Genomic DNA, 19,696 nt, shown 5'->3' on the forward strand with positions numbered 1-19,696 from the left:
TTTCTTTTATGAATTTTTCCAAACTACTAAAACTTACAACCTCTACCATTATATCACTAAAAAAGTTCGTTCATAAAGTTTTATCTTGTTATCCAAATAAAAAGATTGACGTGAATATCCACATCAATCTTTTTTATAATTATTGTTGTTTGTCATATATGTGGTAGTAGTATGTATATGGATTCTTTTCATCCGTAACGCCTTTTTCTACAAAAACTTCTTTCCACTCTTTCATATTCATTTCTGGGAAGAATGTGTCCCCTCCAAATGAATGATGAATCTTCGTGATATAAAGTTTGTTTACATACGGTAAAAATAATTCGTAAATTTGCGCCCCGCCAAAAATGAAAATCTCTTCTTCCCCTTTACAAAGTTCAAAGACTTCTTCTACAGAATGCGCAATTTCACAACCTTCTACATGATAATCTCCGTTACGCGTTACAATAATATTTCGTCTTCCTGGAAGTGGTCTTCCGATCGCTTCATAATTCTTTCTTCCCATAATAAGCGGATGCCCCATTGTGGTCTTCTTAACATATTGCAATTCACTCGGTAAATGCCATGGCAATTTATTATCTTTACCGATGACCTTATTTTCATCCATTGCGACCATAAATGAAATAATCATATTTTCATCTCCTTTTATGTTTACACTGCGACAGGTGCTTTAATAGCAGGGTGCGGATCATAGCCTTCTAACGTTAAATCTTCCATTTCAAAGTCAAAAGCCGATTTCACATCTGGATTTAATTTTAACGTTGGAAACGGACGTGGTTCACGCGCTAATTGTTTTTCCACTTGTTCAAAATGATTTGTGTAAATATGCGCGTCACCAATTGTATGAACGAACTCTCCTACTTCGAAGCCACATTCATGCGCAATTAAATGTGTTAACAGCGAATAGCTTGCAATATTAAATGGAATGCCAAGGAAAATATCACCGCTTCGTTGATACAGCTGACATGATAGTTTTCCATCCGCTACGTAAAATTGGAACAACGTATGACAAGGCGGAAGCGCCATACTTGGCACATCTTCAGGATTCCATGCAGAAACAAGTAATCGACGAGAATCTGGTGTTTTTTTTATCATTTCAATCACATCTTTTAACTGATCAATCGTTTCACCAGCTGTTGTTTTCCAAGCACGCCATTGTTTCCCATAAACATCTCCTAGATAACCGTACTGATTTGCAAACGCATCATTTTCAAGAACGTTCTTTTTAAACAACTCCATTTGCTCGTCATATTGTGCTTTAAATTCCTCATCTTGCTGAGAACGAAGCCCAAAATCCGTCATATCCGGTCCTTCATACGCATCGCTTTCCACCCAATTTTTAAACGCCCACTCATTCCAAATATTATTGTTATTTTGTAATAAATAACGAATATTTGTATCACCTTTCATAAACCAAAGAAGTTCACTTGCTACTAAACGGAATGGCACACGTTTTGTCGTTAATAAAGGAAATCCTTTACTAAGATCAAAACGCATTTGATATCCGAATACAGACACAGTCCCTGTTCCTGTACGATCTTCTTTTTTTGTACCATGCTCCATCACATGGCGGCACAAATTTAAGTATTCATATTCAGCATGTTTCATATGTAAGAAAAACCCTCTTTCGCATCTATTTCCTATATGGAGTTTATCATAAAAAACTTCAATACATAACAAAATTAATAAAAGCTATTATTAAAAAATTTCTACATAGTAAGTATTAACAGAAATCTAATATAGAATATCCATTTCAGTGAATCTTACAAAATCCTTAACTTTTCATCTTTTAAGAGGGATTTAACTCCTTATCAAAGAAGGTATAGTGCGGAAGTAAAAAATAATATTTGGAGGTTAGAAAAATGTCTCAAATTGAAACTCCTATTATTCGCACACTACAAACAACCATTGAAAACATGATGGAAGATTTAAACGTTCCTGGGACTGCTGTAGCAATTATAAAAGATGGAGAAGTCATTGTTTCAGAAGGTTTTGGATATCGTAATTTAGAAAAAAAAGAGCCGGTTACACCTCAAACACGCTTTGCAATCGGTTCTGCCACTAAAGCGTTTGGTACACTTTCTTTAAGCCTATTAGCAAAGCAAAAAAAATTTGATTGGGATGCTCCTGTTCAATCTTATATTCCTACATTCTCTTTATCCGATGTATTTGCGGGATCACAAATTACCGCGCGAGATTTAGCTTCCCATCGCTCCGGAGTAAACCGACATGATGCGCTTTGGTACAACTCTTCCTTAACGCGAAAAGACATCGTTGAAAAAATAAAACATTTACCACTTGACGCGCCATTTCGCACTGCTTTCTTATATAACAACTTAATGTATGCAACAATAAGCTATATTGTAGAAAACATTACAGATCAGACATGGGAACAATACGTCAAAGAACATATTTTAGAGCCACTTCAAATGGAACAAACAAATTTTTCTATTACCGACTCACAAAATACGAATGATTACGCATTACCTTACGTTGAGAAAAATGGAGAAATACAGGAAGTACCGTTCCGTAATATTGATACAGTAGGAGCTGCTGGATGCATCAATTCAACAATTGAAGATATGGCGAATTGGGTACTTTTCCATCTTAATCAAGGAAAAACAGGAGATCACGAATTACTATCTGCTGAAATGTTACAACAAATGTATACGCCACACAACACGATTCCTGACCAGCCATTTTTATCAACACCTGAATCCCCGTTAAACAGTTATGGTCTTGGCTGGTTTATTAGTGCCTACCGTGGCTATAAAGTGATTCATCACGGTGGAAATATTGATGGTTTTACGGCACTTGTCTCATTCATTCCCCAAAAAAATATAGGCCTTGTCATATTAACGAACTCGGGAAGTACGTTACTCCCTAGTTATCTCGCAAATCAAATTTATGACGAACTCCTCGGATTAGAAACAATTGATTGGTGTAAGCGTGCTATAGAAGACACTGCTAAAATAAAAGAAATGATGAAAGAAGGAAACCAATCACTTCCAGAGCAAATAAAAGAGACTGCACCTTCTCATGCATTAGAAGACTACAGCGGAACCTTTGAACATTCGGCTTACGGGACACTAGAAGTATATAAACAAAATGAAGAATTATATGTACAATTTACAGAGATGAAAGTCCCACTACAGCATCATCATTACGATATGTTCTCTGCGACGTTAGACTTATTCCAAATAGAAATGAAGGTATTGCTTGCTTATGAGATGGATATAAAAGGGCAATTTCAAACAATCCAATTACATGTACCAGCTATGTTAAGTACACAACCTCTTACGTTTACGAAAGTCAAATAAAAATATAACAATATGGGCTATATAGAGGGGGATAGCCTCCCTCTATTAATTATACAAGCCTTCATCACATTTCCACATTAGGCGTATAAGCAACTTCTACTACAAACTCATTCGGATCGTAAAAATCCACCGTATAATACCCATCCGAGTAATGATTCATCTCAATCGGTCCACGAATAATCTTCGCTTGTACATTTTGCAAGAAATGAGCTACTTCATCAACCACAGCCCTACTTACAGCCTGATAACAAATATGTCTCGGCCCCAGTGTTCTTACAATCTTTTCATCTACTTCCTTAAAATATATTTCACCCTTCCCCGTACTAAATGCATTCTCGTTCAACTGTTTCCATCCAATAATAGCGAACAATCTACTGTAAAAACGCATCGGTTTCTCTAAATTCTCCACCCAAAATTCAATATGATGAATACCAGGTTCAAACCGTCGCATCTCCTTCTCTATCTTCTATATATTTTAGCGAATAGACTCCACGATATGTAAAATTTCATTTGGTGTATGCACCATATAATCTGGAGAATCTTCTTTTACAGTTTCCATCACATCATATCCCCACCCAACCCATATCACATTCACACCAACTTTTTTACATGCAACAATATCTCGTTGTTCATCACCAACATACAACATATCAGCTTCTTTTAACTTTTTTTCTTTTAAAAATTTCTTAATCATTTTATCTTTGCCAAACAAATTTTTTGAACAATAAATATCTTGAATAGCTTCCATTTGATTATTATGTAAAAACGCTTTAATATGTTCTTCTGAATTGGATGATATAATTGCTATTTCATAACCTTTTCTATGTAATTCATCTAACACTTCCTTCATACCATGAAATAAGACTAAATCTTTAATAGCCGGCTGGTATAGTTTATAAAATTCTACTGCTAACATTGGTAATTTATACAACGGTACATGCAGCTGTTTACACCTTGCAGAAATAGACAATTTTCGTAACGGTTCAATGTCTTCTTCCCTTACTATTGTATACCCATGCTTTTCGGCAATTTGATTATAAATTGGAACAAATATATTTTGTGAATCTACTAATGTGCCATCAAAATCAAATACAACATATTTCGGCATAATGCATACTCCCTTATCCTCTTTTTTAAATAAATCTAAACATATTTAATTCGTTATTCAGTGTCTGTTCACCTTTATAAAAGAAAAAAAGAACAAGGACATCTCCTTGTTCTTTCTTATCACGACAACCATTTCGGTGGCATATTCGTATTCCAATAAATATCGCCTAACTCATGATGCGCTGTATATCCATCATCAAAACGATGGTAGTGGAAATTAAAATAATATCCATCTTGCGGTGGATGATCACGTCTTACATGAAAACGCAGTAAATCGTTTCCTGTTTTCGTATCATACACATGAAAAATCTTTTCGTTATTACCACCCGCTGGTTTCTGTGAAATTGCCAATGATTGCAATGACTGCTCAGGCACATCTGTTGTAAATTCCGCAATTGCCTCTTCTATTTTAGGTAAAATAATATCTTTAAATTCATCTTCGATTACAGGTCCAATTTTAGAACCGAACTTTTGCATCGATTGTTTTTCAGCCTCTTGCATTGCATAGGTGATAAAGGTGTCGGCGGTTAACCTCTCAATATCTTCTTCATATGTATAGGACGGCTGCTCAAAATTTTGTTGCCTTGTCGGCTTGTCCGCTTTTGCATTATCAAGCAAAATAGAAGGAGGCGTCACTAAGCCAAATGTAAATACAGTAATTAATGCGACTAACGTCTTTCTAAACCAATTTGGCATTTTTTTATTCCCTCCTCTTTCACTACTTATATTTTTATAACGGTTGTTTCTTCCATTATACAAAATGATGCTAATTTTTGCACTTTACAAATTTATTAACTTTCATATTTTTTTCATTTGCATATAGAATAGTAAGATTTCATATTATATAAGTACAACAATCATGAGGGGGATTTACAATGACTTTAGATCTCATGTACTCCGTCGTAAGTATTTTCGTTTTACTATATTTTATATACCAATGCATTACAGACTAAAAAAGAGCCATTAGAGCTCTTTTTCTATGGTAAAAATACGATCCATCCTATTACTATTAATAACAGGATACCTATAATAATAGCTGGTAATAAATAAAATTGTGCCAGAAGAACTATTCCATAAATGAAAACAGCCGGAATAAACAAGCACATCGTGGCCCTTCCTTTTAACAATAATAACTTCCCTTGTTTACAATATAACTGAAGGAACATTTTTTTCGTAAACTCATTCCATTGGTCACCAGAATAACGTGCAATAGCAACACCCGAAAATACAACAATAATAAGTGCAATCCACCATGGTGTTACTTTTATAGATGTTGCACTCAAAAAAATAATTTTTATATAAAAACTTAGAGAAGCACCTGATCGAAAATACTCCTTGAAAAATAATTCAATAATACGCGAATCAGATTTCTTTCCCAATATATGCTTAGAACGTGGAAACAACCATGGTCTCGCGTTATTACTTGGCTTCGTTGTTTGACCACTAAAATGCATAATTTCCATCGTCCAGCGCATTCCTTCTTCCTTTTCCTTTTCAACTTCCTTAAAAAAGAAACGCTTATAATTCATTTTTTCTTTTATTAATATCAAACTAATTCCAATCAATACAATAATAAATAGCATTGCATATACTGGATGCTGAAAACCTAAAAACACTCCACTTCCCAAGCAAATAAAACTCATAAAAAACACAATAATCTTTACAATCCATAATACCCAGCGTTTACCTTCACGCACATCCATATATCTTACCAATAACGATAGTACACACCGAAAAACGGTAAAGGATAACCAAAATAATACAACTTGTAAAAGGGATGTATCCATACTCTTAACCAATATAGGTAACATAATGAGCGTTACAATGATATTTGTTATACTTATTCGAATACAGGTATATACCATGCCATATTTTATTAACTTTTGCATATGAACTGGGTGTTGAATTAAAAACAGGCTATCTGCTTTCTCAAAAAACGAACGCATCCCTCTTGAATATGTAGCAAAGGAAAACACAAACAAACCTAATAAAAAATAAGCCGGTTCTTCTGCAGATAATTCCCTTGTCCATAACGAATGATAATAAATCCCGCTAAACACAAGTGCTGGAACGATAAAATATAATGCGATTGTCCAATCAGTTACAGAGCGAATCGATTTCCATTTCCTTTGTAGTTCATGACGTAATCTTCTATAAAACTGTTGTTTCATCATGTTGTTCCCGCCTTACGATTGCATCAAAACAATCTAATAATGGACTATCCGGCATTTCCGCAAGTGATTGAATCGCTTGTAGATTTCCATTTGCTACTAATGTACCTTGTGAAATCAGTAAAAATCGCTCACATATTCTTTCGGCTGTATCCAATACGTGTGTACAAAGTAAAATACCTGCTCCACGCTCTTTCTCTTTGTATAAGAAATTTAAAAATTCTCGTGTTGCTACTGGATCTAATCCAATAAACGGTTCATCAATAATATAAAAGTCCGGTTCCATTAAAAACGCCAAAATCAACATTGATTTTTGTTTCATACCTTTTGAAAACTTTGATAAGTATTCATGCTTATGCTTTTCCATTCGAAATGTATGTAAAAACTCGCATGCATGTTCCTCCCAGCTCCCTACTTCACACCCACGTGCAGCCATTAACAATTCAATGTGCTCCCATAAAGTTAAATAATCATAATAAGTTGGATGTTCTGGCACATATGCATACGGATTCTCTTTTTCACCAAACGAAATTTCGCCTTCCATATTTGCAAGCAAACCAAGCATTGACTTAATTGTCGTACTTTTCCCGGCACCATTAGCACCGATAAGAGCCACCAGTTCACCTTTTTTAATTGAAAAAGCTATATCATGGATTGTTTTTTCTCCTGTTTCATAACCCGCTGAGCGAATATTGACTTGTAACAAATTGTTTCCCCTCCATTTACAATAATACCCAGGTAAATCATAACATATTTTCTTTTAAAATATTATTCTGCATATCTAATATATTAAATATTAATATGAGTAGCAGGAAAAACTGTTTTTTGGCAGAATTTTTAACATTTGGAGTTACTAATTTATATTTACAGATGGAGTTGAGAGTATGAAATCAAACATTCGAAAAGCGATTGTGACCGATATAGAAGCTCTTTGTTCACTAACAAAAGAATTAAAAGGTTCTACTATCTCTCAAGCAGACATGCAAAACCGCTTACAGTTTGTTGAAATGAGCCCATTTGATTTCCTATATGTTTACGAAGAAGATAGTGAGATATTTGGATTTCTTGGATTTCGCATACGAGAGAACTTAGAAGATGTGACACGATATGGGGAAATATCCATTATTAGCGTTGATCTGGCAGCACGTAGAAAAGGAATTGGACAAATTTTAATGAACTATGCAGAAGAATTAGCAAAAGAGCATAACTGTATTGGTACATGGCTTGTAAGTGGTACACAGCGAACAGAAGCTCATCCATTCTATAAAAAATTAGGATACGAAGTAAACGGATATCGATTTGTGAAATATTTTTAATCTGTTAGGTGGAAGGAACGAATTATTATGACAAACTTTCAAGCTATTTTCATTGACCGAGATGGAACAATTGGAGGAGACACTACCATACATTATCCAGGTGAATTCACCTTATTTCCATTTACACAAGATGCTTTACGGGCATTAAAAGAGCAAAATATAAAACTATTTTCCTTTACAAACCAGCCTGGTATTGCTGATGGGAAAGCGAGTATAGAAGATTTTATTCAAGAACTAGAAGCATTCGGTTTTGATGATGTGTACCTTTGTCCTCATAGACATGGAGATGGATGTGAATGCAGAAAACCAAGTACCGGTATGCTTCTGCAAGCAGCAGAAAAACATGAACTTGATTTAACAAAATGTATTGTCATCGGTGATCGCTGGACTGATATCGTTGCGGGTGCGAATGTTCATGCAACAACGATATTAGTTCAAACAGGGGCTGGCCACGATGCTTTACACACCTATCGCGATAACTGGGCTCATATTGAACCAGATTATATTGCAGAAAACTTTTCAGATGCTGTAAATTGGATTTTAACGCGCCATACTATATGTCTTTTAATGGAATGATTAGCACTATGAAAAATAGCCTAACACATTAATCAAGCTTAATATGTTAGGCCTTTTATTTTTCATATACAAACTTGCTAGCAATCACAAATAATATTGTACGTTGTATTCATAGGAACTGGTACAATAACTGGAATAAATCCAAATGATCCACATGAATATGCTCCTAAAATTTCACCTGTTTCAGCATAAAACAAATATAGGTTTCCAGGGCTCATATAGAAATCAATCAATTGTACCGGCTTACCACATGTCACTTGACGTACTTCCCCACAAAATGCCACAAGGTGTGGATTTGGATATGGTATCTGTGGCAAAACACCTTCCCCCTATCATATATAAATTATAAGAACAGACACGTTAACTTATACAATAGTAATATATGTTGCATGATAGAGTTCTGTTTGTATGTTCACCTGCATTCATATTGATGCTAGAATGTTAATTCATAATGAAAATAACGACTATCCCTCAAATAACCATTTTCAGCATATAATCGTTGCGCTGATATATTGTCTATTTCTGTTTGCAGTTTTAATCCCTTCGCACCATTCTCTAATGCGAAAGTTCTCGCTGCTTCTAATAATTTCTTTCCAATGCCAGCTCCGCGGTTACCTTCTTGAACAAAAAGATCATTTAATATCCATAACTCTTTCATAGAAATAGATGAAAAAGAAGGGTACAATTGGGTAAAGCCAAGGTATTGTCCATTCTCTACAGCTACAAAAATAATAGATTCTTCTCGTTCTATACGATTACGTAAAAATACTTTTGCTTCTTCTACATTTGATTTCTGTCTATAAAACATACGATAATTGTTAAACACATCCGCTAATCCATCTAAATCTGCAATTGTTGCTTCGTATACTTTCATTTTATTTCGCTCCCTTTCCAATACTCTTTCATAATGTCCGTTGCCCATTCAGGTTGTATAATATCTTCATCCGGTAAAAACTCCCTCATAACAGGCTTTATATCCAATATAGGCGTGCCATCAATTGCATCTAATCCTTCCACTACAATTGATTTTCCTTCTCGCCTTACGACTTTTACAATTGTCGCTCCCAATCGATTTGGACGATTTTTCCCTCGCTGGGCAAAAATACCTACTTTCGGGTATTCTTTATTATTCCGTGGATGTCTAGCCGAATATTGAATCTGTTCATCTGTTACTTTATGAAAATAAAAGATTACTTCAATATGCGAAAAGCTTTCGATTCCTAATATACTCTCTTCTGCATATGATTCTATTAATGTAATAAAAGATTGTACATCTCCCCATTCATCATCTCTTATCATTTTTCTTTCATTATGTACAAAAGCAATTGGCTGAAGTGAAAACATCCATACTCCCCCTTATTGTAACCACTTACATTATAAAATATTTTCTGAATGTTTTCCATCTATACAATCACATCAGTTTACATAATAATATTATGTTTGTTTAGTGGTTTTAATCACTTAAAGATATGTTTACAGCTTCAACCGCATGTATAAAAGTTGTATCAAATAAAGGAACTTGAGTATCTTCCTGTTTCACTAATAGTCCTATTTCTGTACACCCTAATATAATTCCTTCTGCTCCATTTTGTACTAAACTATGTATTATTCTCTTATAGGAATCTCTTGCTGTTTGATTTATCTTTCCTAAACATAACTCGTTATATATGATTCTATTTACTATTTCCCTATCCATTTCATTTGGGATTATTACTTTCATACCCTTTTCTTCTATGCAGGATTTATAAAAATCTTGTTCCATCGTATATTTCGTTCCAAGTAAACCAACTGATCGAATCCCATGTTTTTTTATTTCCATAGCTGTTGCATCCGCAATATGTAGAATAGGGATATTCACATTCTCTTTAATATTACTAATAACTTTATGCATTGTATTTGTGCAAATAACAATGAAGTCAGCTCCAGCCTTCTCAAGAGAATATGCAGCTTCTCCTAATATCTTCCCGGCCTTTTCCCAATCACCTTCAGATTGATAATGTTCAATCTCCGCAAAGTCAACGCTATATAAAATGCATTTCGCTGAATGTAAACCTCCTAATCTCTTTTTTACTTCTTCATTGATTATCCGATAATATTCAACCGATGACTCCCAGCTCATCCCACCGATAAGGCCAATCAATTTCATATAAAGTCCCTCCCTAATCTCAAATAATAGATTACTTACCTGTTTTTATTGTATATTTTTTATATAATAAAAACACGACTTTAATGTAAAAGTCGTGTTTGCGTATTTTCATTTATACAATCCCAGTTAAACTATAAACACCGATAACTAGGAAAACAGCTAATGTTTTAATAATCGTAATGGCAAAGATATCACGATATGATTGTTTATGTGTTAATCCTGTTACGGCTAATAATGTAATAACCGCTCCATTATGCGGGAGTGTATCCATTCCTCCCGATGCCATTGAAATTACTCTATGCACCTCTTTTCATTTCCGTGGAAATATTTTAATAATATTCAGAATTTTCACGAGGTAATTACGGGATTTTCATATTGATAGTCAAAGCAAATGCGATATAATTTTTTCACCTCATGATAAGAAGGAATGCGTGGATTATTACTCGGGCTCCCACTAGCTAATGCATCTTTTGCCATTTTTGAAAGGGCATTTTCAAATTCAAGTTGATCAATTCCATACTCCCTAAGATTCGGGATATGTAAGTCTAAACAAAGTTTTTTTATTTCAAAAATCGTATAATCAGCAACTTCTCCATCAGATAATGAATGTAAGTCCGGGTTTATAATCCGACCAATATCGGCAAGACGTTTAACTGAGCAAACTTTTGTAAAATCTAAAACTGCTGGTAATAACATCGCATTTGATATACCATGTGGCACATGAAATAGCGCTCCGATTGGACGTGACATTCCATGTACTAAAGTAACCGTTGCATTTGAAAAGGCAATACCAGCTTGTAAAGAAGCGATCATCATTGCTTCGCGTGCTTCTAGGTTTGTTCCATCTTCATAGGCGATTCGTAAGTGTTTCATTATCGATCCAATTGCTGCAAGTGCTAGTACATCTGTAAGCGGTTGCGAAAATCTAGAAAGATAGGCTTCAATCGCGTGACATAGTGCATCGATGCCTGTTGCTGCCGTAACATTCGGTGGAACAGAACATGTCAATAAAGGATCGATAATCGCTATTTGTGGCGTGAAATTTGGGTGCTTCATCATCATTTTGACATTTGTTTTTGTATTTGTAATAACAGCAACACTTGTCACTTCTGATCCAGTACCAGATGTTGTCGGAATCGCAATAAGAGGTAACGGTTGCTTTTCTATTTCTATATGCTTTTGTACATAATCTTCAATTTCTCCCTCGTTTGTAGAAAGGATTGCTACCGCTTTTGCTGCATCAATACAACTTCCTCCGCCAAGGCCAATAATAAAATCACATTTTGACTCTGTACATATCGTTAATGCTTCCAAAACATGCATATTTGTTGGTTCTACATTTACATTTTCATAGGTAATAACATCTATTTTTTTTGCTTTTAGTAGTTTCACGCACGCATCGATATAGCCAAGCTTTCTCATAATAGAATCACTGATAATGAAGGCTTTTTTCCCTAGTTTAATCGCTTGTTCTCCTAGTTTATCAAGTGAATTTCTCCCATATAAAACGTTCTTTGGCATACGAAATTCCGCGATTTCTTGCAAGTAACCCACCCCTTCTTTCCCTACTAAATATTTTATAATGTGAACCTTCTACTACATAAATTATCAAATTTAATATTCTACTTCAAATCATTATTTCCTTCCAGAACAATAAATTTATTAGTAGATTCCTGTAAATGTATAAAAAGCAATTACTAAAAATACAGCGACCGTTTTCAATATTGTTACAGCGAATATATCACGATACGATTGTTTATGTGTTAATCCTGTAACAGTAAGGATTGTAATAATCGCTCCGTTATGTGGAAGTGTATCCATTCCACCCGATGCCATTGAGACAATGCGATGCATAACCTCTAGTGGGATATTGTATTGATCAGCAGCCGCAATAAATTTATCTCCCATCGCACTTAAAACAATTCCCATCCCCCCTGAAGCTGAACCGGTAATACCAGCAAGAATATTTGTTGTCACTGCTCCATTCACGAGTGGATTCGTAAATGTTGCAGAAATACTATCTCGTATAATCGCAAACCCAGGAAGTGCTGCAATCACACCACCAAATCCAAACTCTGCTCCTGTATTCATTGTTGCGAGTAACGCTCCTCCAATACTTGTATTCAATCCGGCTTGGAATCCCGTTACAACACGCTTCCAATATAATAAAAGCGTTGTAATAATTCCAATGACAAGTGCTAATTCTACCGACCAAATCCCAATTACTGCACTTAACTCTACCTTTCCAAATGCTGGCATTCCAATTGCCGAAAAATCAAAACCATTCGGATACCACTTTGGAATTGTCATCGTAAAAAACTTATTCATAACCCCTACTAAAATAAGGGGTACAAAAGCAACAACTTGCTGTGCCCTCGAAATTTCAATACTTTGGAAAGGAGTATGATTCTTTTGCTCTAACTCTAATGATGCTGCCATTTCAGAATTCCCATCTTCAAAACCAAAATACCCTTCTCCAGCTGCTTTTGCCTTCTTACGCCTGTTCTCTAAATAAATTAAACCTAACGTTAAAACAAAAATCGCTCCAATAATACCAAGTATAGGTGCTGCATAAATATCTGTTTTAAAAAATGTTGTTGGGATTACATTTTGAATTTGCGGTGATCCTGGAAGTGCATCCATCGTAAATGTAACGGCTCCAAGAACGATTGTTCCTGGTATTAAACGCTTAGGAATATTCGCTTGACGAAACAATTTTGCTGCAAATGGATAGACTGCAAATACAACAACATAAACACTGACACCACTATAAGTTAAAACAGCTCCCATTAAAACAATAGCCAAAATGGTCCGCTTTTCACCCACCACGTCAATAATTGTCTTCGCAATTGAATCTGCAATTCCAGACATTTCTACTACTTTACCAAAGATTGCACCAAGTAAAAAGACTGGAAAATATAATTTAATAAAGCCTACCATTTTCTCCATAAAAATATTTGAAAAGAAAGGTAATACAAAACTAGGTTCCGTTAAAAACACTGCAAATAATGCAAAAATCGGTGCAAATAAAATAACTGAAAATCCTCTATAGGCAACAAACATAAGTAAACTAAGTGCTAATAAAATAATAACTAACTCCAATTCTCTCACCTTCCTTTTTGATTGAAAATTCAATCTTTTTAACTCGTCGTTTTCTATGTATTCCCTACAAAATCTCTTTTCCTAACAATTCAAATCCTGACACTCCTCCTCTTTTTCTAACAAAATTTTTATAATGGAAATAGCATATTTATTATTTATTCTATTACATTTGAAAAATCCCTTTAAACAAAAGCGAATTAGCTACCGCTCTCTATAAAGGGATTTCCTTCTTTCACCTTATATTTTTAAACTTTGATCTTTTGTATAAAAGCTTCGCAACTCTTCGACATGTTTCACAATGTGTGTTGCCCCCGCCTCTTTTAATTCCTCTTCACTTCCATATCCATACAATACACCAATAGAATCGACGCCATTACAGTTAGCCCCTATCATGTCATGCTTTCTATCCCCAATCATTACTATCTCTTCTCTTTGCAGCTCTGAATTCGTATGTAAAATATATTCAATAATTTCATCTTTCTTTATTCGAGTTCCGTCTAAATTGCTACCTACAATTTCTTCAAAAAAATGACTCAAGTTAAAGTGTTCTAGCACTTGTTTTGCAAATATGGTCGGTTTTGAAGTTGCGACAAATAAACGTTTCTTTTCATCTTTTAATTCTTGTAAAATGCATGGAACCATCTCATAAACTTTATTTTCAAGCAAACCACTTTGCTTTAAATATTCTCGAAAATATGCAACAGCTTGTTCAACTTGTTTTTCATTCATTTTGTATCTATCTGCAAACGAATGCTGAATCGGAGGTCCTATAAAAGATTCTATCTCTTCCTGATTCGGTTCATCTATTTCCATTTTTCGTAATGCATATAAAACCGAATTAATAATTCCTTCTTTTGGATCTGTTAATGTTCCGTCTAAATCAAATAGAAATGTTGTATACATCCATTCTCCCCCGTTTATTTTACTGTGTATGTAATCCACCAAAAACATTCGCCCATATGAACTTCTAAATCTATTGCAAAAGGTCCAAAGATAGCTATCAGTTCCTCTTTCGTATAATAGTTCTTTATAATTTCATAATGTTCTCCACTAGCAAGTGAACGAACTTTATACGTGTTTTCATCTCCATCTTTATGTAAAAGCTGTCCACCAATTCCTTCATTATACATATTATCTGCGAAGCAAATCATTGCTCCTTTTTCTAACACTTTATGAAATTGTTCTAGGAAATTAGTGACCTCCTCTTTTGCAATATGTGAGAACCAAAAGTTTGCATATGCGCCTTGAAATGTTTTCTGGAATTTTCCCAATTCAAACGCGTCTCCTTTATGAAAAGAAACTTTATTTTCCGGTAGCCCCTTAGCTCTTGCTACCTCCAATACTTCTTCCGAGTAATCTACCGCCGTAATATGTTCAGCCACTTCCGCTACATACTGTGTCCAATATCCTGTACCACAAGCAACTTCTAGAACTTCCTTCTCGCAACACAACCCTTTTAGCTTTTGTTGTAATGTTAATTGTTCTGCTTGTCTCACTGAATCGTCCCTATCATACACTGCTTCATACTCTTTGGCACGATTACTATAATATGTATGCATGACACACCCCCCTAAAAAAATTGCCATCCTTTCTATATTAACAAAATATTACACTATTTCAAATCTTTGTATTCTTTTATATGTCTCTTCTTTTTCATCTAAGTTTTATCCATATATACCCAAAACTTTGCTCTTGTTGTATTATAATTATTATTTCATAGAAAAATGGTGACTAAAAATGATGACAACATTAATTTTTATAATGGCTTTTACAATTATCATCCATGCAGTTGAAACGAGCTCTTATAGTATTCGACTAGCAGGCGTTCGTTTAAAGAAAATTGTCGTCGCATTATCCGTTGTTGGGATGGTATTACTTATTTCACGAACATCCAACTTGCTACAAGCTTTTTTACTTGGTGGTATCATCAATCAAGCTAAGAGTGGTGCTTTAATTAATTTAGAAAGTACGATGCGCCTTGTTTTATTATCCGCTTCTATCGGTACACTGCTCTCCATTATTCTGTACCCAACTTTAACAAAGTTATTTGGATATGTAATTCAAAATTTTGAAGCAGATGGCTCATTCATTCGAATGATGAACACAAACAATGTGCAAAAATTGAAGTATACAAAAAAATATGTCCGCTTTCCAAAATTCGAAATGATCCACCGTATGCGAGTTGGCGGTATTCCAAAACGAATTATGCTCATTAATGTGTTCGCAACTGCAATTTATACTGCGGGGGTCCTTTCAGCCTTATATGCTTCTTATTTGAGTCCGAAATTCGCAACGAAAGCTATCACAGCTTCCGGTCTTATTAACGGATTTGCTACAATTTTATTAACTGTACTGCTAGATCCGCGTATTGCTCTTTTAACAGAGCGTGCGCTTCAATCAGAAAACGGTGCTGACACAATGAGTAAAACGTTTGGTTGGCTTATGATTTCAAGATTTCTCGGTACACTATTAGCTCAACTCTTATTTGTACCTGGCGCCTATTGGATTTTATGGATTATTAAACTCACGCAGTGAATGACGCACTCCATTATGGAATCTCAATTAGTAGAAGCAACCCCTAATAAAAGAGTACATTTTTTAAGGAGAGATATGTATGCATATGAAAACAGAACAAGATATTATTAAACTTATACAAAACGATACTTGGATGATAGAAGTATTACAGACGGTGAAATCTCTACAACTGCCTGATTGGTGGGTTTGCGCTGGATTTGTTCGCTCTAAAATTTGGGATGTTCTTCATGGATATGAAGTAAGAACGCCAACGCCAGACATAGATATTATCTATTTTGACCCATTACATATAAGCGAATCGGCCGAAGAAAAATTAGAAAATAAACTTAAAAATATAGATTCTACTATTCCATGGTCAGTGAAAAATCAAGCTCGCATGCATGTAGTTAATAACATGCCACCCTACTCATCTTCCATTGATGCAATTTCTAAATTCCCAGAAACTGCGACTGCTCTGGGAGTTACATTAGATGATCAAAATCATGTTGTATTAACTGCCCCTTGTGGAATAGAAGATGTTCTCACGTTACAGGTGAAGCCAACACCTCATTTCCTCGAAACAAAAGAGCGCACTAATATGTATGAAAAAAGATTACAAAAAAAGAACTGGCAAAGTAAATGGCCTTACATTACAATCTTCCATCCTGAAATTTAACATAAAGAAAAGGTGCTTCTCATTTCATGAAGCACCTTTTCTTATTTTACTTCAAAAAATTAATTACAGTTTCTGCAAATTGATCCGCTGCTTCATAATGTGGTGTATGACCACTCTCTTCAAAGACAATAATTTCACCATTTTGAGCATCTCTTTTAAAAGTTTCGATTTGTTTTTCACAGGTTACCACATCATGTTTCCCTATAATGAGCAATATCGGATTCTCAACATTTTTTAATTTTGATAGTAGTGATTGATGAATAGCCCCTTCCTCTTTCAATCTTGCAAAATGAATTTCGGAACGATTATAAAACTCTTCCCATTCTTCTTCACTATATAAACTATAATCCGTTTCATCCTCACCGTAATTATATATTTCCATTCTGTTTTCTTCTAATTCGCCACTTAATTTCGAATAAGCCTCTAGTAGTTCCTCTGAACTAGCATCGCTCTCGATGATCGTTATGCATTCATTTCCTTGTTTTTCTTTTCCATACTTCTTTAGTAGAAATGCTGTCTTTTTTAATAATGCTCTACTAGTTAATGCAAAATCAAAAGTAGGACCTTCAAAAATAATTTTTTGAATGGATTGTGGATACATTTCTGCATATAACAACGCTAGAAAACCACCAAAGGAATGTCCAATAACAGACCATTTTTCAATTTCTAACATCTTCCTTAACTCTTCGCAGTCTTCAATAAGATCCCTCAACCCAAACTGCTCTTGCCTCCCAATCTCTTCTGAACGCCCTACCCCACGTTGATCAATAGCAATGAGTCGAAAGAAATCTTGTAATCTATGTGCTTGATGATAGGAAAAATCAAAACACATCTCACCAGGTCCTCCATGAAGAAACAATACAGGATGATTTTCTCGTGATCCATATGTCTCCACATATAACTTTTTCCCACGCACTTCCAGCATCTTTCTCTCCTCCTATTTTCATATTTTGACCTCATATACAAATAGGAGGAGCACGAATCTGAACACGTTATATATCGGTTGCGTAATAATTCATTTTATCCACCTCTATTTTTACTGAATATTATAACATTTCAAGTTAAATAATCCCAATCACATTCAAAAAGACAATGATAATCGCAATCGGAGCAACATATCGAAGTAAAAATACCCAGCAAGTAAATACTGATTTCCCATAATTTCCGCCAACAAAGAATTCAGCTTCCAGTACTCTTTTCTCCATTTTAAATGATACGAAAATACTAATAAATAAGGCCCCGAGTGGCATTAAAATATTACTAGATAAAAAGTCTATCGCATCAAAAATATTTTTACCGAAGATTGTAATATCACTCCACACGCCAAATGAAAGTGCAGATGGGATACCTATTAAGAAAATTAAAAACCCAATGATCCATGACAATTTCTTTCTTCTTTCTTGCTGCCCATTTGCTAGTGCTGAAACAACTGTTTCAAGTAGAGAAAATGCAGATGTTAATGTTGCAAATGTAAATAGTGCAAGAAATACTGTTAAGAAAAAGCTACCAAATGGAATTTGACTAAATACAGATGGTAATACGATAAATAGCAAACCTGGTCCTTCTGTTGGCTCCATTCCTAGTGAAAAGACTGCTGGGAAAATAGCTAGACCAGCAAATAGAGAAACAAATAGGTTCAGTCCAACAATCGTTACCGCTGAACGTGGCAAACTTTCTTTTTTATTTAAATAAGAACTATACGTGACCATGATTGAAATCCCTATACTAATTGCAAAGAATGATTGTCCCATTGCAAACAAAATACTTTCCGATGTGATTTTTGAGAAATCCGGCTGTAAGAAAAATTTAACCCCTTTCATCGCATCATCAAGTGTTAAGGAGCGTACAATAAGAGCGACAAACAGAACAAACAATGCTGGTAACATATATTTACTCGCTTTTTCAATCCCATTTTGTACCCCTTTTGATACGACCCAAATCGTAATAAACATAAAGGCAAAATGACCAACGATTGCCCAAACAGGATCCCCAATTGTTTCTGTAAATAACGAGCTATAATTTTGCTGCGGTGTAATCAATTGTCCAGTAATCCCTCTGAATAAATAGATTAATACCCAGCCACCAACAACACTATAAAATGATAGCAAAATAAAACAAGTGCCAACGCCAAGACGTCCAATCCAATGCCATCCTGTATTCGGTGCGATGCTTTTAAATGCTCCAATTGCTTGTTTCTGTGTACTACGCCCTATCATAAATTCCGCTATCAATAACGGAAGGCCTATTAATACTGTAAACAATATAAAAATTAAAAAGAATGCGCCTCCTCCGCTCTTCCCAGCAATATAAGGGAACTTCCATATTGCGCCAAGTCCAATTGCGGATCCTGCTGCTGCCATTATAAAGCCTAGTTTTGAAGTCCATTGCTCCGTCTGTTTCATCCTATTTTCCTCCTAATTAAATCTTTTTATATTAATAAATAAATATAATTGATCAATCCAAATAAACCCTCCATTTCTTCCTATATATAATAAAAAATGGCCCAGCATCTCTTTATATAAAGAGACGCTAAGCCATTTACTTAACGCGGTACCACTCTTATTGATTCCATTATGAATCCACCTTAGCAGTAATCGTTTGATTACAAACCTGTTATCGAAGGTTAACCGTTAAGATTTACTAAGAATTAGACTTCTGTTCCACCTTACTGCTCCTAGGCGAGTTCAGGATGTTATTTGACTATGTCGCACCAACCCATAGCTCTCTGTACAAATACATGACCTTACTACTCCTATTCCACGCAATCTAAT

The 19,696-nt window shown here is 34.9% G+C and carries 22 protein-coding genes, 1 pseudogene and 1 other annotated feature; of the genes and pseudogenes, 5 read left to right on the forward strand and 18 right to left on the reverse strand.

Annotation, left to right across the window (positions count from 1 at the left end; genetic code table 11):
* Window positions 1–139: 139 nt before the first annotated feature.
* A complete protein-coding gene (locus CN373_RS08095) occupies window positions 140–628 on the reverse strand; it encodes a dihydrofolate reductase (protein ID WP_000587144.1) in 489 nt (162 codons plus the stop codon).
* 20 nt (window positions 629–648) lie between these two features.
* Window positions 649–1,605: a thymidylate synthase gene (locus CN373_RS08100; RefSeq protein WP_098359049.1), complete on the reverse strand. Its 957-nt coding sequence runs from the start codon at window positions 1,603–1,605 to the stop codon at window positions 649–651.
* 254 nt (window positions 1,606–1,859) lie between these two features.
* Between CN373_RS08100 and CN373_RS08105 the strand changes: the two genes are divergently transcribed.
* On the forward strand, window positions 1,860–3,317 hold the full coding sequence (locus CN373_RS08105; RefSeq protein WP_098359050.1) for a serine hydrolase: 1,458 nt from the start codon (window positions 1,860–1,862) through the stop codon (window positions 3,315–3,317).
* Window positions 3,318–3,381: 64 nt separating this feature from the next.
* Here the strand turns inward: CN373_RS08105 and CN373_RS08110 are convergent, their stop codons facing one another.
* From CN373_RS08110 to CN373_RS08130, 5 genes are all read right to left on the reverse strand, one after another.
* Window positions 3,382–3,768, reverse strand: coding sequence for a VOC family protein (locus CN373_RS08110; RefSeq protein ID WP_001251084.1), 387 nt, complete (start codon window positions 3,766–3,768; stop codon window positions 3,382–3,384).
* Window positions 3,769–3,792: 24 nt separating this feature from the next.
* A complete protein-coding gene (locus CN373_RS08115) occupies window positions 3,793–4,425 on the reverse strand; it encodes an HAD-IIIA family hydrolase (protein WP_001127481.1) in 633 nt (210 codons plus the stop codon).
* Window positions 4,426–4,544: 119 nt separating this feature from the next.
* Complete coding sequence (locus CN373_RS08120) at window positions 4,545–5,120, reverse strand: YpjP family protein (protein WP_001134423.1); 576 nt, start codon at window positions 5,118–5,120, stop codon at window positions 4,545–4,547.
* Window positions 5,121–5,401: 281 nt separating this feature from the next.
* Complete coding sequence (locus CN373_RS08125) at window positions 5,402–6,598, reverse strand: ABC transporter permease (RefSeq protein WP_098359051.1); 1,197 nt, start codon at window positions 6,596–6,598, stop codon at window positions 5,402–5,404.
* Entirely contained in the window at window positions 6,576–7,301 is a 726-nt protein-coding gene (locus CN373_RS08130; RefSeq protein WP_000942289.1) for an ABC transporter ATP-binding protein, read from the reverse strand. The genes CN373_RS08125 and CN373_RS08130 overlap by 23 nt, the downstream gene beginning before the upstream one ends.
* A 178-nt stretch (window positions 7,302–7,479) precedes the next feature.
* Between CN373_RS08130 and CN373_RS08135 the strand changes: the two genes are divergently transcribed.
* On the forward strand, window positions 7,480–7,911 hold the full coding sequence (locus tag CN373_RS08135; RefSeq protein WP_000841200.1) for a GNAT family N-acetyltransferase: 432 nt from the start codon (window positions 7,480–7,482) through the stop codon (window positions 7,909–7,911).
* 27 nt (window positions 7,912–7,938) lie between these two features.
* Window positions 7,939–8,487, forward strand: coding sequence for an HAD-IIIA family hydrolase (locus CN373_RS08140; RefSeq protein WP_098359052.1), 549 nt, complete (start codon window positions 7,939–7,941; stop codon window positions 8,485–8,487).
* A 77-nt stretch (window positions 8,488–8,564) separates the two neighbouring features.
* Here CN373_RS08140 and CN373_RS08145 read toward each other — a convergent pair whose 3' ends face one another.
* From CN373_RS08145 to CN373_RS08185, 9 genes and pseudogenes are all read right to left on the reverse strand, one after another.
* On the reverse strand, window positions 8,565–8,804 hold the full coding sequence (locus tag CN373_RS08145) for a hypothetical protein (protein WP_001135597.1): 240 nt from the start codon (window positions 8,802–8,804) through the stop codon (window positions 8,565–8,567).
* Between the two features lie 116 nt (window positions 8,805–8,920).
* Window positions 8,921–9,361 carry a GNAT family N-acetyltransferase gene (locus CN373_RS08150; RefSeq protein WP_000870119.1) on the reverse strand — a complete coding sequence of 147 codons (441 nt, stop codon included), beginning with the start codon at window positions 9,359–9,361 and terminating at the stop codon, window positions 8,921–8,923.
* Window positions 9,358–9,831 (reverse strand): tRNA (N6-threonylcarbamoyladenosine(37)-N6)-methyltransferase TrmO, encoded by a 474-nt coding sequence (gene tsaA, locus CN373_RS08155; RefSeq protein ID WP_098359053.1) that lies wholly within the window; start codon window positions 9,829–9,831, stop codon window positions 9,358–9,360. Before tsaA ends, CN373_RS08150 begins: the two co-directional genes overlap by 4 nt.
* A 109-nt stretch (window positions 9,832–9,940) precedes the next feature.
* Window positions 9,941–10,633, reverse strand: a complete 693-nt coding sequence (locus tag CN373_RS08160; protein WP_000766637.1) for an aspartate/glutamate racemase family protein — start codon at window positions 10,631–10,633, stop codon at window positions 9,941–9,943.
* Between the two features lie 112 nt (window positions 10,634–10,745).
* A pseudogene (locus tag CN373_RS08165) lies at window positions 10,746–10,937 on the reverse strand (GntP family permease); the annotation flags it as partial.
* Window positions 10,938–10,981: 44 nt separating this feature from the next.
* Window positions 10,982–12,187 (reverse strand): iron-containing alcohol dehydrogenase, encoded by a 1,206-nt coding sequence (locus CN373_RS08170; protein ID WP_111901920.1) that lies wholly within the window; start codon window positions 12,185–12,187, stop codon window positions 10,982–10,984.
* 108 nt (window positions 12,188–12,295) lie between these two features.
* Window positions 12,296–13,735: a GntP family permease gene (locus tag CN373_RS08175; RefSeq protein WP_098359055.1), complete on the reverse strand. Its 1,440-nt coding sequence runs from the start codon at window positions 13,733–13,735 to the stop codon at window positions 12,296–12,298.
* A 237-nt stretch (window positions 13,736–13,972) separates the two neighbouring features.
* Entirely contained in the window at window positions 13,973–14,638 is a 666-nt protein-coding gene (locus tag CN373_RS08180; RefSeq protein ID WP_098359056.1) for an HAD family hydrolase, read from the reverse strand.
* 14 nt (window positions 14,639–14,652) lie between these two features.
* On the reverse strand, window positions 14,653–15,294 hold the full coding sequence (locus CN373_RS08185) for a class I SAM-dependent methyltransferase (protein WP_000557790.1): 642 nt from the start codon (window positions 15,292–15,294) through the stop codon (window positions 14,653–14,655).
* Between the two features lie 178 nt (window positions 15,295–15,472).
* On the opposite strand from CN373_RS08185, the gene CN373_RS08190 reads away from it, so the two are divergent.
* Window positions 15,473–16,270: a lipid II flippase Amj family protein gene (locus CN373_RS08190; RefSeq protein WP_098359057.1), complete on the forward strand. Its 798-nt coding sequence runs from the start codon at window positions 15,473–15,475 to the stop codon at window positions 16,268–16,270.
* Between the two features lie 79 nt (window positions 16,271–16,349).
* The gene (locus CN373_RS08195) at window positions 16,350–16,925 is read left to right on the forward strand and encodes a nucleotidyltransferase family protein (RefSeq protein ID WP_098359058.1); all 576 of its coding nucleotides are present in this window, start codon (window positions 16,350–16,352) and stop codon (window positions 16,923–16,925) included.
* A gap of 46 nt (window positions 16,926–16,971) precedes the next feature.
* On the opposite strand, the gene CN373_RS08200 is transcribed toward CN373_RS08195, so the two are convergent.
* Together CN373_RS08200 and CN373_RS08205 are read right to left on the reverse strand one after the other, a co-directional pair.
* Window positions 16,972–17,850, reverse strand: coding sequence for an alpha/beta fold hydrolase (locus CN373_RS08200; protein ID WP_098359059.1), 879 nt, complete (start codon window positions 17,848–17,850; stop codon window positions 16,972–16,974).
* A gap of 136 nt (window positions 17,851–17,986) precedes the next feature.
* Complete coding sequence (locus tag CN373_RS08205) at window positions 17,987–19,327, reverse strand: sodium-dependent transporter (RefSeq protein WP_098359060.1); 1,341 nt, start codon at window positions 19,325–19,327, stop codon at window positions 17,987–17,989.
* A gap of 117 nt (window positions 19,328–19,444) precedes the next feature.
* Window positions 19,445–19,694 (reverse strand) — a binding site (T-box leader).
* Window positions 19,695–19,696: the final 2 nt, after the last annotated feature.

This window comes from Bacillus cereus (assembly GCF_002561295.1).
Lineage (GTDB): Bacteria > Bacillota > Bacilli > Bacillales > Bacillaceae_G > Bacillus_A > Bacillus_A cereus_S.